Source organism: Burkholderia sp. PAMC 28687, assembly GCF_001577465.1.
Classification (GTDB): Bacteria; Pseudomonadota; Gammaproteobacteria; order Burkholderiales; family Burkholderiaceae; genus Caballeronia.
The window spans coordinates 1120579-1136408 of the sequence record NZ_CP014506.1 but is presented as its reverse complement, the minus strand read 5'-3'; the positions used below and the strand labels follow the sequence as shown (position 1 = coordinate 1136408).

Here is a 15830-nt window from a genome sequence, read left to right as displayed (position 1 = left end):
GTCAGATCAACTCACAAGAAAATGCCTAAAGCGTTTGCAGGTTTGTCGCCCTGGGTAACATCACGTTAACTGTGCGTCTAGGCGCCATCCGCTTGCATGGTGGAGTCCGTTGCCTGGGTGGTGAGCGGAACAACGCGAGTCGAGCCGCTTTTCAGTTCATACGTTTGCCCGCCAACGAGAAGCGATATGGGCGCTGCAGCCCCTGTATGGGCATGTAGCGTCAGCGTGTCGTGATCGAGCCTCACTTCGATCGAGTGCCCGCGATAACGAATGCGCAACTCGAGGTGGTCGATGTCATGTGGCAATTGGGGTTTGAACCGCAAGACGTCATCCTTGATTTCGATACCGGTCCAGACCCGTTGCACGATATCGACAGTCCCCGCCATTGCCCCGAGGTGGACACCCTCGGCGGTCGTGCCATTCTGGATGTCAGCCACGTCGCTTTGCAGCGCCTGAGCGAAGAATCGCATGGACCGTGGCCGGTCCGATCGTGCGAGGACCCACGCGTTGACCACCCGGCTCAACGTAGAGCCATCCGATGACCGGTCCGTATAGTAGTCAACGTTCCGCGGAATGGTAGTGCTCGGAAACGGGTAGCCAAGGTGGAGGAACAGTTCAGTAAGTTCTTCGGCGGAAAACAGGAAGAACAACATCAGCGTATCAGGCTGTTTCGAAAGCTTGTAGCCGTTCGCGCTGTCACCCTCGCCTTCGAGGATCAGGTCGAGCCGCTGAATATTCGAATAACGAGCACGGTAGCCATCCCAGTCAAGTTCGCGTAACTTTTCATAGCCCTCGAACTGGCTAATGATTCCTTCATCGTGAAATGGAATGACCATTTTCCGGCTGATGTCGTCCCAACGGGCTATCTCGGCCGCCGTCAAGTCAAGGTCGATCATCAGCTCGGCGCGACGTATCTCGGGCAGAAGATCGAGCACGTCCTGGGCTCGGCGCAGCACCCAGACCGCCATGACGTTCGTGTAGGCATTGTTATTAACGCCGGGCGTTTTGGACCCGGGGTAACCGTCGTGGAACTCATCGGGTCCAACCACACAGTGGATCTCGAAGCGTCCGCGCGCCGGGTTGAACTTCGAAATGCTCGACCAAAACCTGGCGATATCGAGGATCAGTTCCGCGCCGTAGGCGTACAGGTATTCGACGTCGTGCGTCACCTGAAAGTATTGCCAGACGTTATACGCAATCGCACTGCCTACGTGACGCTGCAAGTAAGAGTTGTCAAGCACCCAATGTTGCGAGCGCGGGTTAAGATTGAATGCCTGGGTTTCTTCGCTGCCATCGCTTCCGCTCTGCCAAGGGAACATGGCCCCCGCGTAGCCCGCCGCCGCAGCCGCCGCACGGGCTTCCCCAAGGCGCCGGTAACGGTACATCAGCAGAGACCGCGTGATTTCCGGCAAGCGATAGTTGAAGAAAGGAAAGATAAATAACTCGTCCCAAAAGATATGCCCTTGGTACCCTTCTCCGGTCCAACCTCTAGCAGGTACGCCAATGTCAAGACCGATGGAATTAGGCGACACGGCTTGCAAGAGATGAAACATGTTCAAGCGCAATAACATGGACACATTCAACTTGAAGCTTGGGTCCGCCGGCTCAATGCGCACGTCGAAACGCCGCCACAAGTGCTTCCAGGTCAACGCGTGGGCGGCTGCGAGCTCATCGAAAGATCCTGCACGCGATACAGCTTTGCGCGCTTCAAATCCGCACTCCGAAATAGCCGGATCACGCGACGAATAGAGTGCGGCAATTTTATTGACGACAAGCGAATCGCCCGGGACCAGATCCTTGCAAAACTCATGGCCAATGTATCCCGGCTCTTCGATCACACCCCGCGGTAGGTCCAATAGCATCCCGTTGTGCGTTGCCTGGGTGCGCGAGGCCTGCGATACGTCCACGTGCGACTGACTTGTGCGAACGTTCATCACCACGCCATCTGTCCCGATGACCTGTGCCCCTAGCGGCTCGATGTGCTTATTATTGAACTTGCGGTATAGCTTGGCGCCGCTGTTGACGATGCGTGCGTCGATGCTTGAGCGCACGGTGACCGGCGCTGACCAATCGTGGGCGGTCAACGTAAGCTCCAGCGCGCCCAGATGCGTGTCTCTCATCGAAACAAAGCGGCGCTCGTTAAGCGTGCTGCGGCGTCCCTTGTCGTCCTCAAACGATATCGACCTCAAGAGCATGCCGCGACGAAGATCAAGCTCCTGGCGGTACGACGAGAGCGTCACGGCTCGCATGTCGAACCAGTCCTCAGTGCCGATGCGAAACTTCAGTTGCAGCCAGTTGGGAAGATTAACGAGGTCTTCATTTTCGACCACTCTTCCGGCTATGTCGGTGTGCAGCCGGTTATACCCACACGCGAGGTACGTCCCAGGGTAATGCACGTCGTCCGCAATACACCATGGCGCGGCCGCACGAGTCGCGAAGTAACCGTTGCCCAAGGTACACAACGTCTCCCTAACGCCTTCATGAGCCGGCTCGAAGCCTGTGAATACCAATGACCATTCGGGAGGCGGTTCCGCCGTCGCTTGCACCTGGGATGAGTCTGTAACAACGACGTCAGCACCGGCGTCGCGCAGTTCTTGTGTGCGCCCACCTCGATCAACCCCGATCACGCACCCGAATCGGCCTGCATGATCCGCTTCTATTCCTGCGACCCACTGGGTTATTACAGCCACTCTTGAGATGTCTGCACCGAGGCGCTGCAGCGCCTCCCGCCAAACGTCGAATTCTGGTTGCGCGTCCGAGCTGCCGCCATCAAGGTCGGGGCAGTCCATCGTTGTGTCGAACAGTTTTGCAATACCAGCTGCTTCGAGCACCTCCGCGCAATTGCCAACAAAGGATACGGCGCCCGTCCTGATGTTCAGCGCACGGAGCTTACGCACCAACTGAATCGACGCGTCATAGAGCTCGACGCCGTCTGCATTCAGGTTCTGAAGAAAGTATCCACTTTCTAATTTGCCCAGTGAGCGTTGACCTTGCACTTCGGGCCCGTCATCACGCGAGCCGACCGGCAAATGAATCCCGTGCGCCGCAAGGAGCGCTGCAACACCGTCGTAGCGCGATTTTCCGTCCGCATAGCGGGCATAGTCCGCGTCAATGTTAGACGGAACCGATGGCGTACCGGTCTGAACATCATGCTGCTCAAGGAGAATCCCAAGCAGTTTCTTGCGCGCGCAGGCGTGCAGGTTCGCTGTCTTTGCCAGTACGCCATCCAGATCGAACAAGACTGCGTCGTAGTCGCGCGGCGACAGCGTTACGACCGGATAAGAAATCATAATGATCCGAAGACGTAAACTTCAAACGGTCCCGGCATCTTCACCGAGACATTAGCCCCCTGCCGCACCGGGCCCACACGTGCTACCCAAAAACAAACGACGTCCAGATATTTCCATGAGATCGAGTCTCGCGCGCCGTTCATCGGGAGTCCAGTCAAGAGTCTCCTCACCTCGCTGCACTGTTGCCTTTCGTCCAATATCCGTCTTTGCTATGGAACGTGTGTAGCGCCGTTTCGTAGGTACGACTTAGCGGCACCAGATCATCGTAGCCCGGGCAGTTCTTGATCGCCTCACGTGTGAGGTCTGTAAAAACGCTGGACCCGAACCAGTCGACAGAGTCAACCCACGCAGTCGCTAAAAGCACCGTTTTCCCTCCAGGCCACCAGTTTCGGGTGTCGACTGTAAGATAACAAATGACCCATGCCTCATCGTCGAAGATGAAGCCTGACACGTGGCCTATGCTGCCATCACGTGCTTCGATGTGGTAACCCGTCACGGCATCCGTACTTCGCAGATGCACGTCCTCTGGTGACGCATCCGCGTCTGGCTCGACCGGCTCGAATAGTCCCGGCTGGATACCCGGACCTATCTGCATTGGAGCAAGTATTGGGAAACCGCCCATTCCCCAAGAGTCCCGCCCGCCCCAGTACGCTGGATAGCCGTAGTAACGGAGATAGTCGACCTCATGTTGACGGGACACGGGCTGTCGCGTGTCTATACTAGGGCTGTTCCTCACCTGGTCGCGCGTCAAATCCACGGACACGGTGCTCGCCCCCGGGTCCGTATGCTTTACGGAATAGGGCGAAATCAATACACGATGCCCTTTGAGCCAAGTTCCCGTATCAACGACGAGGTAACGCACACCCCACGCCTCGTCGTCGAAATAGACTTCATCAACGCTACCCAATAATCCATCGCTCGCAGCGACCGCGCTACCTTTAAGGCTTTGTATGCTTCTCAACATGTTCGATACTCCCTCAAATTTCGAGCGTGTTACAAACCCAGTCGTACGTTGATACAACGCTCGTACCGCGCGCTGCGCGCAACGAAATGCACTAAATCGCATAAAGTCGGGATGTATACGTCCCTGTTGCACCATTCACTTGTTTCGAGAAGCGACATGTGCAGGATAGACTCGATAAAATGTTTCCCGATAGGGTCGGAAACTACTCAGTTTCGCGCCAAGAACACAACATCTGCTGATCGCCGCCGATTGTGATCAACGCGATCTCCGCCACGCAGTCTCGCAAAATAGATCTTCCAGCTGACCGCACGCGAGTTCGATTTGTCCGTCTACGTAACCAATTGTTCGATCCATCGTAAGCGCCGTCATCCATGCCTCCCCGAGCCCCGAGGCAAGGTTTTCGTGGACCGCGAGGCTAGCTGCCTCGGAATGGTAGTGAGGATGTGATTTTGGAATACACTGCACGAATTGAATCGATCGCTCGCTCTCCATCAGGAAATCACGTAGATTATTAGGAATCCGACGTTGTCAGAGTCCTAAAGGAGACCGCATGTCATTCGAAACTGTTGTAAAGGGCACTCTGCCCGAGAAGCGCAATCAACTCGACTCCGCGAGTGGCCATGAGCGGCCGGCATCGGTCTAACCCATCAATGTCTCGGCTTCGTCCCAACACCCACTGACTTCTGCAACGGCGCCACTGGCCACTTTCTTGACCGCAACAGTTTGAATCACAAATGAAGGAAGAGCATGGAGAACGACAAAGACTTGCAACAAGCTGTCTTGGCTGAGTTGGATTGGGAGCCAAGCATAAAATCGGGCCATATCGGCGTTACCGCGAGTGAAGGCGTTGTGACGCTCACTGGACATGTCGAAAATTTCGCACAAAAGCGCGCGGCGGAGGTAGCTACTTGCCGGGTGAAGGGCGTCAAGGCGGTAGCCGAGGAGATCGAGGTTAGGCTACCGCTAACGGCTAGCTGGCGCGACGATCAGATAGCAAATGAGGCGGTAAGCCGTCTCGCATGGGACGTTTTCATCGCCCCCGAAACAATCGAGGTGAAAGTCGAAAAGGGGTGGATTACTTTGACAGGTGTAGTAGACCATTATTTTCAGAAAGAGGCCGCGTCCCAAGACGTGAGACGTCTTCTCGGTGTGCTCGGTGTAATCGACGAAATTTCTATTAGGCCAAGAGTCAACGCGACAGACATACAAAATAATATTGTCCGAGCGCTACACCGGTCATGGTTCGATCGCGGGACGATTACCGTCCAAGCCGAAGGAGGTGTGGTCCGCCTTTCTGGCACCGTTCATTCGATCCACGATCGAGACGTGGCTACGGCGACCGCGTGGGGCGCGAAAGGGGTCACTTCAGTAGAAAATGAGGTTTGCATTCTGTAACGGTGCTTTAGTCCAAGACCGACGCCCCTACGGGGCGCGCAGCAGCCACCCTGAAGGTTCATCCCTATCATCCATTGCCGGATCAATCTCGCGTCGGAGATCTCAATTTCGCTCGAGGTTAGTCAAGTACAGCTTCCGTGCTGAAGCATATCGAGGACTATGCGTTGACCCGGCGCTCCTCGCGATCGCCTCTTCTTGATAGCGGTGATCAGAGTAGGATCGGGCGCTTATGACAAGATAGTCGGCCGTCACGGCTGACCTGCAATGGTCTCGCGGCGACAGAAACCTTTCAGGCTTGGCTGGGTAGTCGCGCTAAATTGTCTTTCGGAGAAGCGGTGCCAGCCAAACAGCAAGCCGCCCCGCAGTCATTGCTCCGCAGTGGCGCTCTATCTCCTGTCCATTGCGGAGCACAATGAGTGTAGGGACACATTCAATTCCGTAGCGTGTGCGAGTGACGCCTCTTCGTCCTTTTCCACTGTTGCGAACATCGCGCGCCCAGCGAGCTTGCGTGCGCCAGTGGCAAAGTGAGGTGCCATCGCCTTTGATAGGCTGCACCATCGAGCCCAGAAATTAACCACCACTGGCAAATTGGCCCCACCCACATACTGATCGAACGTGTCCGCGCTTAGTGAAATCGGACCACCGCGGAGCGCCCGTTTGCGGGCAACGATGTGGGCAGGGGTTGCCGCCATCGATTCGGGCGCGTAGTCCTTGAAAACGGGGACGTATCCATAAAGCCTGTTCATACACCACTCCGATGTTGGTCATTTCAATCGCCACCCATGGTTGCTTACCTTCCGGCAGCGCGCATAACAATATCCCCTACAACCGCGAATGGTTTGCGCCAGATCAAGATCAATCACGGTTAATTCACGCAACTAGTGAAGGCTGGCGGACTTGGGCGCTTTTTACTCGGGTCAAGTTGATCTGAGTAGATTCCGAGTCTTTCGCTTTACTACTTCGGAAGCTATCCTGTGGTGAGTTTCTACGCGTTCTCTTTTAGATGCAATGGCATGTTCGATTCGAGGGTTAACGGTCGTTTGGCGGCATCATTCACGAATGTGCCCTACAAATTCTTAAGTTGTTCACGACTTAGGTGCTGGGCCTGGCAAGCTCTTATAAGAAGTAAAATTCATGTACAGCCGATCCATATGAACCTGAATAACGGTCGAACTGCTCGACACCTATCCGCTGGCGTGGAAAGGTGGGCCATAATTTCAATCTGCTTTGTCGTGCTGTGGTCTTTCGTCGAACTTCCATGGGAAATGGATCGAGGGATGAGCGTTGAAGAGTCTTCCGCAATACTGACTTCGAAGCTCTTGCTGGTTGCGATCGCCGTTCTTTCCTTTAAGGGAATTACCCTGGCGAGATATGCTTTTGCTTTTCTGTGTTTGGTAAGCGTAGCCGTGATCGCTGTTGCAGTGTCGTCGGAATACGCGAACTCCCGTGCCCTTGCTTTTCTTTCGACTATAGAACTCGGTGGCAAACTAAGCGCTTTTATGGCGGTTGCCTCTCAACTTGACGCTAAAGCACGTCGAGCGACTACCGGCCTAAGCCTATGGCGGCCCGAAGCTAGCACCGAAACCCGACTCTCGTCTCATGGCGCTGATTAACTGCGCACAACTTTTGCGCCGAGCATTCAATTTCCACCGCGGCAAGAATCGTGAACTATCGCCCGGTGATAAGAGCTGCATTTCATTAACGTCGTTCCAAGTTGGCCGTAGCCAGCAAAGGAGTCTCCCATGACAACGCAAACATTTCTCGAGTCGTTGCTTTCGCTTCGGCCCGGAGTGGAAGTGAGCGAAAGCGATCTCGCCAGCATGGTGGACCAAGAATTCGCGCGTCTTTCTTCGAGCGTGCCGGCTCAAGATTCGATGAGAGCGAGCGAAATGGCGCGTCGCCGCAGGAACACACGGCTAGAGGCACGTTCATCCGCTCCGCCCGATACGGTGGACCGAAAGGCTGTGTGAAATACTTCGCCGGGCATGGGTCCCGGTCCGCCTCCTATGCCCAGACGCCCTGAGTAGTTTCCGACTCTATCGCACATGATCGGCCGGCCTCATGCTTGCTCTTGTAAGCAGCGGGGATGCATGCGCATCTCCCATGGAGATGCGCATGCCAGTATTGCGGGCGAGACCGATGCATCGAAAAAATATCGTCGTCCACCATCGCCCTCGCGTATTGCATGCTTAGAGACAACTATCTTCCCCACGCTGCGAAGCAGGAAGTTCGACCCTATGGTTCGACCGCACATCGAGTCCTGTCCGATCAGTTTCCTGATGGTCAAGAAACATTCGACCATACGGATCAAACGTGCGTCGGAGTCTGTTTTCGAGGTCGAGCGATAGGAGCTTTCACCTCGCTAGCCAACCCTTACCAATGAGAACCGATCATGTCCTATCAAAGCGTGAACCCGTACGACGGCACGATTCTGAAAACATTCGAAGAATTTGACGATGAGCGGCTTCAGATGGCAATCGAGCATGCGCAAGCTTGCTTTGAAACCTGGCGGCACACTAGCTTTTACGAACGAGCGGCAATTGTTGCAAGAGCCGCAGCACTGATGCGCACGCGCGTCTATGAGTTTGCCCAGCCGATAACCCTGGAGATGGGTAAGCTAATCGCGCAGGCGCGAGGTGAGGTGGAGCTAAGTGCAGACATCCTCGACTACTACGCTAGGAATGCTGAGTCGTTCCTTGCGCCTCGCGTCCTGCAACCGCTTACTGGGGAAGCGCAAGTCGAAAGTAGCCCATTGGGCGTGCTCTTCGGCGTACAACCGTGGAATTTTCCGTACTATCAGCTCGCACGCTTTGCCGCACCGAATCTGATGGCCGGTAATGTCGTGATGGTAAAACACGCTGGCTGCGTGCCGCAGTGTGCCATCGCTTTCGAGCAACTATGGCTTGACGCAGGTGCACCGGCAGGCGCCTACACCAACCTTCTCATTTCCTATGACCAGGTGAATCAGGTGATCGACGATCCGCGGATCAAGGGCGTAGCGCTGACCGGGAGTGTGGACGCCGGAAGAGTGGTGGCCGCCAGGGCTGGAATGAACCTTAAGAAGTCGACAATGGAACTTGGCGGCAGCGACGCCTTCGTCGTGCTCGAAGATGCAGACCTGGAAAGGACGGTCAAATGGGCTGTGTGGGGCAAGATGAACAACATGGGCCAATGCTGCGTAGCTGCAAAGCGCTTTATCGTTGTCGAGGAAGTAGCGGGCCACTTTCTGCACAGGTTTCAAACGGCACTTGAGGCGCTCAGGCCAGGCGATCCAATGGATCCCCTGACGACCCTGGGTCCGCTATCGACCGAATCGGCTCTCGTCAAGCTCCTCGCTCAGGTAGAACAAGCGGTTGCTCACGGCGCGAAGCTCGTCACGGGTGGCGGACGCGTTGATCGTCCGGGCGCATTCATGCAGCCCACGATTCTCACCCATATCCGGCCGGACAATCCCGCGTTCCGTGATGAATTCTTCGGACCAGTTGCCCTGTTTTTCACCGTGAAAAACGAAGACGAAGCTGTGGCGCTCGCTAACGACTCGGACTTCGGTCTTGGCGGTTCGATCTTCACGAGGAATATTGCACGGGGCAAACGCGTGGCGAGCCGTATCGACACCGGCATGATGTTTGTTAACCAACCGACCTGGACGACGCCGGAGCTGCCCTTCGGTGGCGTCAAAAACTCAGGTTACGGCCACGAACTGTCCGAGATGGGCATTCAGGAGTTCGTGAACAAGAAGCTGGTCAGGGTCGCCGACATCAATGCACCGGTGTAGGCGTCACATTGGTCTCGCCCGCTGGCTGGCACCGCTCGCAAAAGTTGCCAGCACTCAGTTTTCTGAATTCACAGGTGTTGGATGTGGCAGCACACTCGCTAGGTATCCCGATGCGTCGATATGGAGTCAGGTTGGCGCGCCCCGGAAGCTGACAGCCTTGAGGCGCAGGGCATTTCCAATTACCGACACGGAACTGAATGCCATTGCCGCACTCGCGATGACAGGGCTTAGCAGGATGCCCAACCACGGATAAAGAACACCTGCCGCGACGGGAATCCCCACCAGGTTGTAAGCGAAAGCAAAGACCAGGTTTTGCCGGATGTTCTTCATGGTAGCTACGCTCAGTTGCCTTGCGGTCGCGATGCCCCTCAAGTCACCTTTGACAAGGACGATTCGCGCGCTATTCATCGCCACATCCGTCCCTGTTCCCATCGCTATGCCGACGTTGGCTTGCGCCAGGGCCGGTGCATCGTTGACGCCATCTCCAGCCATCGCGACGACATGTCCTTGCTGCTGCAGCTCTTGCACATACTTATGCTTGTCCTGCGGAAGCACCCCCGCTATCACGCCGTCCAGAGCCAGTGCCTTCGCAACAGCGTTGGCCGTGACCGGATTGTCGCCCGTCAGCATGATTATTCTGATCCCGGACTTTCTAAGCAGCTTGACAGCCTCCGGTGTCGTGGCCTTGACCGGGTCGGACACGCCGAGGTAACCGGCCAGCCTCCCGTCGACAGACAAGTACATAACCGTTTGTGCGTCTGTACGCAGACGGTCGACTTCTACTTTGGAGGCAGAATAGTCAACCTTCGCATCTTCCATCAGCCGGGCGTTGCCAAGCAAGACTACATGGCCGTCGATGGTTCCGCTTATCCCTTTGCCGGTCACGGAATTGAAGGCGGACACAGATGGAAGAGTGACATTCCGCTCGCGCGCCTCGCTGACGATAGCCTGCGCGAGCGGGTGTTCGCTCTGCCCCTCAAGGCCACCTGAATAGCCGAGCACGACAGAGTCGGTGAATCCGTCAAGCGCGGCGACCACTCGAACCCGCGGCCTTCCTTCCGTTAGTGTCCCGGTTTTATCGACCACCAGGGTATCCACCTTTTCCATCAACTCCAGCGCCTCCGCATCTTTGATAAGGACACCCTGTTTTGCTCCGCGTCCGACACCTACGATAATCGATACGGGCGTTGCCAACCCAAGTGCACATGGACACGCGATAATGAGTACGCTGATGGCCACGATGAGCGCATTTCCCAGCGCGGGATGGGGTCCGAAAATCGCCCACACCGCGAATGAGACGATGGCGATCGCCAGCACCGCTGAGACGAACCATCCTGAAACCTCGTCGGCAAGCTTCTGAATTGGCGCGCGAGAGCGCCCGGCCTCCGAGACCAATTGCACGATCCTTGCGAGCAAGGTCTCTGACCCGACCTTCTCCGCCTTCATCAGAAACGACCCTGTCTGATTCACGGTGGCTCCTGTGACTTTGTTGCCGGCTACCTTTTCGACGGGAATCGGTTCCCCCGTGATCATGGATTCGTCGACGCTTGATTCCCCGTCTGTGACCACGCCGTCGACCGGGATTTTCGAGCCGGGCTTGACGCGCAGCGTATTGCCGGCAATCACCTTCTCGAGCGCAACAACTTCTTCAGTACCGTCGACACGCAATCTGACTGCCGTTTGCGGCGCCAGCTTCAACAGGTCTTTTATTGCGCTAGTGGTTCTCGACCGCGCCCGAAGTTCGAGCACCTGCCCGAGCAATATAAGCGCCACTATGACGGATGAAGCTTCGAAATATGAAGGCAGTTCACCGCCGTGCCGAAATGCCCCGGGAACGCTGGCAGGGAAGAACAGGACATAAATACTGAAGATATACGCCGCTCCAACCCCTATGGCGACAAGGCTAAACATGTTCAGTTGCCAGGTCACGAACGATCTCCCTCCCCGCGCGAGAAAAGGCCAGCCTGCCCACAGAACGACCGGCGTCGCGAGTAACGCCTGGAGGCATTGCGACCACGAGCCTGACAGGAGATGCGGAAGTTTGAACACTTGCGCCATGTGATTGATGACTGCGTTCGGGTCTGGGAGCCCGACCTCATGTCCCATGGTCAGCCACAGCAGGGGCACGGAAAAGACCACCGCCATCCAGAAGCGGCGAGTCATATCCCTAAGCTCGGTAGAAGGCTGCTCCGTCAAGACAGGGGCAACCAACTCCAGCGTCATGCCACAGATCGGGCATGCACCCGGATTCGGCAACCTTATCTGGGGATGCATGGCGCAGGTGTACACCGCTGCAGGTTTTGGCGCATAGGCGGGCATCGCGGATACTGCTGAGGCGGCAGATTTCATAGTCCATATCCGATAGATAAACCTGCGATCCGCCCTCAGGTTGCCGGGCGTATCACTACGGCATTGTCTCGTCGGGGGCGCAAACGGCCACGTCACCCAGCATCGCCCTCTTTGGCATCGATTGCGACGGGCTCATGCCAGCCGCCATCACGCGAGATAAGCTGATCGCTTTCGTCGGGCCCCCAGCTCGATGGTCCGTAATACTTGATGGGAACGGTGTTCCTAAGAATGGGAGCGACGGTGCGCCAAGCGGCTTCAATACTGTCGTAGCGTGCGAAAAGTGAGGCGTCGCCCTGAATCGCGTCGCCAAACAGGCGTTCGTATGGCGACATTTCATCGCGAGGATGACGATGCGCGACAAGTTCGACCGTTTCGCCTGCCATGACCTCGCCAGGGACCTTGACGCGCGCACCCACGGAGATCAACACATCGGGGCTGATCCGGAAGCGGAAGTAGTTTGACTGGCCAGATGCTGCGGTATCGAAGACTGCGTGCGACGGCGATTTAAGTCTCACCATGATCTCGGTACCGGTCACCGGCAACTGTTTGCCGGCGCGGATATAGAACGGCACACCGGCCCACCGTTCGTTCTCGATACGCAGACGCAACGCAACGAACGTCTCAACCTGGGAATCAGGGGCGACGCCCGGCTCGTTGCGGTATCCACTGAACTGTCCACGCACTGTCTCGTCCGCTGAAATTGGCTGCATCGCTTCGAATACGCGCAGTTTTGCATCGCGCATCGCATCAGGATGACCATCCACCGGGGCCTCGCTCGCCAGTAACGAGACAACTTGCAGCAAATGATTCTGCACGACATCCCGAATCGCGCCGACGCCTTCGTACATACCGCCGCGGCCCTGTACGCCGAACGATTCCGCCATGGTGACCTGAACGCTCGCCACATAACGACGATTCCATACCGGTTCGACAAGTGCATTCGCAAAACGGAAGTACTGCAGGTTCTGGACCGGTTCCTTGCCCAAGTAATGATCGACACGGAACACCGCCGATGGCGAGAACGATTTCATGAGCAACTCATTCAGGGCATGTGCCGAAGCGAGATCGCTCCCAAATGGCTTCTCGACCATCACGCGGGCATTTTTGGCGCTGCCTGACTTCGACAAGCCATCTACCACGTCCCCGAAGATCTCAGGGGGAAGGGCAAGATAGTACAAGGGCTGCTCGGCGTTGCCTAACGCCTCACGCAAGCTCCGATATGTCTGCTCGTCGCGACAATCGCCTACAACGTATTGCAGTCGGGGAGCGAGTTTTGCGAAAGCCGCACGATCCAGCGTGCCATGCTTTTCGATGCTGTCACGCGCTCGCGCGATGAAACGATCATCATCCCACTGCGATCTGCCCACACCAATTATCGGCATGTCGAAGTGGCCATGTCGGATCATGGCTTGTAACGCCGGGAAGATCTGTTTGTATGCCAGATCGCCGGTAGCGCCGAAAAAAACAAATGCATCCGACCGAGGTGCGACCATCTCATACCCCGCCTTTCGGGGCCGATCTTTCCAGATGACCTCCGAATTCGTTTCGCATGGCGGACAATATCTTGGAAGCAAAATCTGCGTCACCACGCGAGCTAAAACGCTCAAACAGCGCAGCGCTCAACACGGGAGCCGGCACCGCTTCATCAATGGCGGCCAGGATCGTCCAACGTCCTTCGCCGGAATCGGAAACCCTGCCCTCATATTTCGCTAGCGCGGGATCGTCCTGGAGAGCGGCAGCGGTAAGGTCCAGCAACCAGGAACCGATGACGCTGCCTCGGCGCCAGACTTCGGCAATTTCCGGCAAATCAAGCGTGTATTGGTAATACTCCGGGTTTCGCAGCGGTGTCGTTTCAGCATCGACGTCGCCCGAGCGCTTACCAACGTTCGCGTTATGCAGGATGTTCAATCCCTCGGCATAGGCCGCCATGATCCCGTATTCGATGCCGTTGTGAACCATCTTGACGAAATGCCCGGCGCCATGCGGTCCGCAATGCAAATAGCCTTGCTCGGCGGTGCGATCGGGGCTGCGGTGACTGTTTCGTCCGGGCGTGACAGAGACATCGCCTGCTCCCGGTGCAAGTCCGGAAAAAATTGGGGTGAGGTGTTTCACGACGTTTGTTTCGCCGCCAATCATGAGACAGTAGCCACGCTTGAGTCCAAAGACACCACCGCTCGTGCCGACATCGACGTAATGAATTCCACTGGATTTCAGCTCGGCGCTGCGCCGAATATCGTCGCGATAGTACGAATTTCCTCCATCGATCACAATGTCGCCTGAATCGAGCAACGGGGTTAGTTTCGCCAGCTCTTGGTCGACTACTGCAGCGGGTACCATTAGCCAGATCGCGCGTGGCTTGGTCAACCGGGAAACAAAATTCTTCAGAGAATCAGCGCCGACTGCGCCCAGATCCTGAAGCTCTTTCACTACGTCTGGGTGGGAGCCGTACACGACACACTGCTGATCTTTCTGCAGAAGCCGGCGAACCATATTACTGCCCATACGCCCGAGTCCAATCATTCCTACTTGCATCGTGAATCTCCTTGGAGGTCTGTTGAAGCAAACGAGAGGGTGTCACATGGTTCCGTCTCGAAGTGTTGTCGATGGACGCAAATTGAAACGCTATCGCACCACCATCGATTTTGATGATAGTCGTCGCGTGCTGGACTGTGCAGGCTCGGAAACTACTCATTTTTGGACTGTTGGCGCTACTGCCTGCTAAGTCGGATGTAAATCGGCTGGAGCCAATCAAGCGAAAATGCAAGGCGGAAAACAGGTGCTGTGAGGAGGAATCCCAGAATGTTGCGCGTCGAGATTTGGACTGTTCGCTGGGGGATGGATGAACAGAGACGAGTGCCGGGCGTGAAGGTTGAAAGCCATCGATCGTTACGCCAATCTCGATTACGGTGCCGAACGCGACTTTCGCGCATTGATCGCTAGTGTCTATGTTGAAGTAGCAGAACAAAATGTCAGGGCGCAGCGATGTGCGCGCAGTCAGCAGATCCGCGGCAGCGGCTCGCCGCTCAGCCAGTCGACAACGCGCCGTCCACCAACGCGTGTGTCCATCTGGATAAAACGATTCGCGTCTTCTGTGACGCTACCTATACACGCGGCTGCGTGGCCCAAAGAGTGCGCATGCATCGCCGCCAACACCGCGGATGCAGCCTCCGGCGCGACGATCGCCACCAGCTTGCCTTCGTTAGCGATATACATCGGATCCAGGCCCAGTAATTCGCAGGCCGCATCGACCTGGGGCAGTATAGGAATCGCAGACTCCTGCAGCATCATTCCCACGTTGGACTGCCCGGCGATCTCGTTAAGCGTCGTCGCGAGGCCGCCGCGAGTGGGGTCGCGAAGCACGCGAATCTCGCCAGCCGCTGCAACCGCCAGCATCGCCGCAACCAGCGTGTGCAATGCAGCCGTGTCGGATTTGATCGTGGTCTCAAACTCGAGTGAAGCGCGTTGAGACAACACCGCGACGCCGTGCTCACCGATCGTTCCAGAGAGCAGCACCGCGTCGCCAGGCCGCGCCTGCGCCCCGCCAATCATGCGTCCCTCGGGCACTATGCCGATCCCTGTCGTAGTGATGAAAACGGCATCCCCCTTGCCGCGTTCCACTACCTTCGTGTCCCCAGTGACAATGGGAACGCTAGCATCGAGTGCGGCTTTGGCCATCGATTGCACGATGCGTTTTAGCTCCGCCAACGGCAGGCCTTCTTCGAGGATGAAGCATGCGCTGAGGTAGAGCGGCGTCGCTCCCAGCATCGCGACATCATTGAGCGTCCCGTTCACCGCGAGGCAGCCGATGTCCCCGCCGGGAAAGAACAGAGGTGAAATCACGTGCCCGTCAGTCGCCATGACGAGTTGCTGTCCGACAGGTACCGGCAACAGAGCCCCGTCATTGCCCTGCCGCAGAAATTCGTTGTCGAAAGCGCGCGCGAATACTTCCTCGATCAACTGCGCCGACAGGCGCCCACCCGCACCGTGGTTCATGTCGATGCAGCCATGCCTCAGATCCAGAGGACGGGTGTAGTGTCTTTTTGGTGTATTCATGGAT

The 15830-nt window shown here is 56.6% G+C and carries 9 protein-coding genes; 2 read left to right on the top strand and 7 right to left on the bottom strand.

Annotated features, from left to right (window positions below; translation table 11 throughout):
* Positions 1-77 precede the first annotated feature (77 nt).
* Both AX768_RS20415 and AX768_RS20410 read right to left on the bottom strand, forming a co-directional pair.
* The gene (locus tag AX768_RS20415) at positions 78-3290 is read right to left on the bottom strand and encodes a glycosyl hydrolase family 65 protein (RefSeq protein ID WP_082778962.1); all 3213 of its coding nucleotides are present in this window, start codon (positions 3288-3290) and stop codon (positions 78-80) included.
* 166 nt (positions 3291-3456) lie between these two features.
* Positions 3457-4254, bottom strand: coding sequence for a PRC-barrel domain-containing protein (locus AX768_RS20410; protein WP_062001857.1), 798 nt, complete (start codon positions 4252-4254; stop codon positions 3457-3459).
* 747 nt (positions 4255-5001) lie between these two features.
* Between AX768_RS20410 and AX768_RS20405 the strand changes: the two genes are divergently transcribed.
* Positions 5002-5649: a BON domain-containing protein gene (locus AX768_RS20405; protein WP_062001856.1), complete on the top strand. Its 648-nt coding sequence runs from the start codon at positions 5002-5004 to the stop codon at positions 5647-5649.
* Between the two features lie 386 nt (positions 5650-6035).
* Here AX768_RS20405 and AX768_RS34485 read toward each other — a convergent pair whose 3' ends face one another.
* Positions 6036-6341: a thioredoxin family protein gene (locus AX768_RS34485; RefSeq protein ID WP_442857270.1), complete on the bottom strand. Its 306-nt coding sequence runs from the start codon at positions 6339-6341 to the stop codon at positions 6036-6038.
* A 1700-nt stretch (positions 6342-8041) separates the two neighbouring features.
* Here AX768_RS34485 and AX768_RS20385 point away from each other — a divergent pair.
* Positions 8042-9424, top strand: coding sequence for an NAD-dependent succinate-semialdehyde dehydrogenase (locus AX768_RS20385; RefSeq protein WP_062001852.1), 1383 nt, complete (start codon positions 8042-8044; stop codon positions 9422-9424).
* Between the two features lie 126 nt (positions 9425-9550).
* On the opposite strand, the gene AX768_RS20380 is transcribed toward AX768_RS20385, so the two are convergent.
* The 4 genes from AX768_RS20380 to hypE form a co-directional block, all read right to left on the bottom strand.
* Positions 9551-11773, bottom strand: a complete 2223-nt coding sequence (locus tag AX768_RS20380) for a copper-transporting P-type ATPase (RefSeq protein ID WP_082778961.1) — start codon at positions 11771-11773, stop codon at positions 9551-9553.
* A gap of 92 nt (positions 11774-11865) precedes the next feature.
* The gene (gene zwf, locus AX768_RS20375) at positions 11866-13362 is read right to left on the bottom strand and encodes a glucose-6-phosphate dehydrogenase (protein ID WP_231941433.1); all 1497 of its coding nucleotides are present in this window, start codon (positions 13360-13362) and stop codon (positions 11866-11868) included.
* Positions 13268-14305: a phosphogluconate dehydrogenase (NAD(+)-dependent, decarboxylating) gene (gene gnd / locus AX768_RS20370; RefSeq protein ID WP_062001850.1), complete on the bottom strand. Its 1038-nt coding sequence runs from the start codon at positions 14303-14305 to the stop codon at positions 13268-13270. Before gnd ends, zwf begins: the two co-directional genes overlap by 95 nt.
* A 462-nt stretch (positions 14306-14767) precedes the next feature.
* The gene (hypE, locus tag AX768_RS20365; protein ID WP_062001849.1) at positions 14768-15826 is read right to left on the bottom strand and encodes a hydrogenase expression/formation protein HypE; all 1059 of its coding nucleotides are present in this window, start codon (positions 15824-15826) and stop codon (positions 14768-14770) included.
* Positions 15827-15830 lie beyond the last annotated feature (4 nt).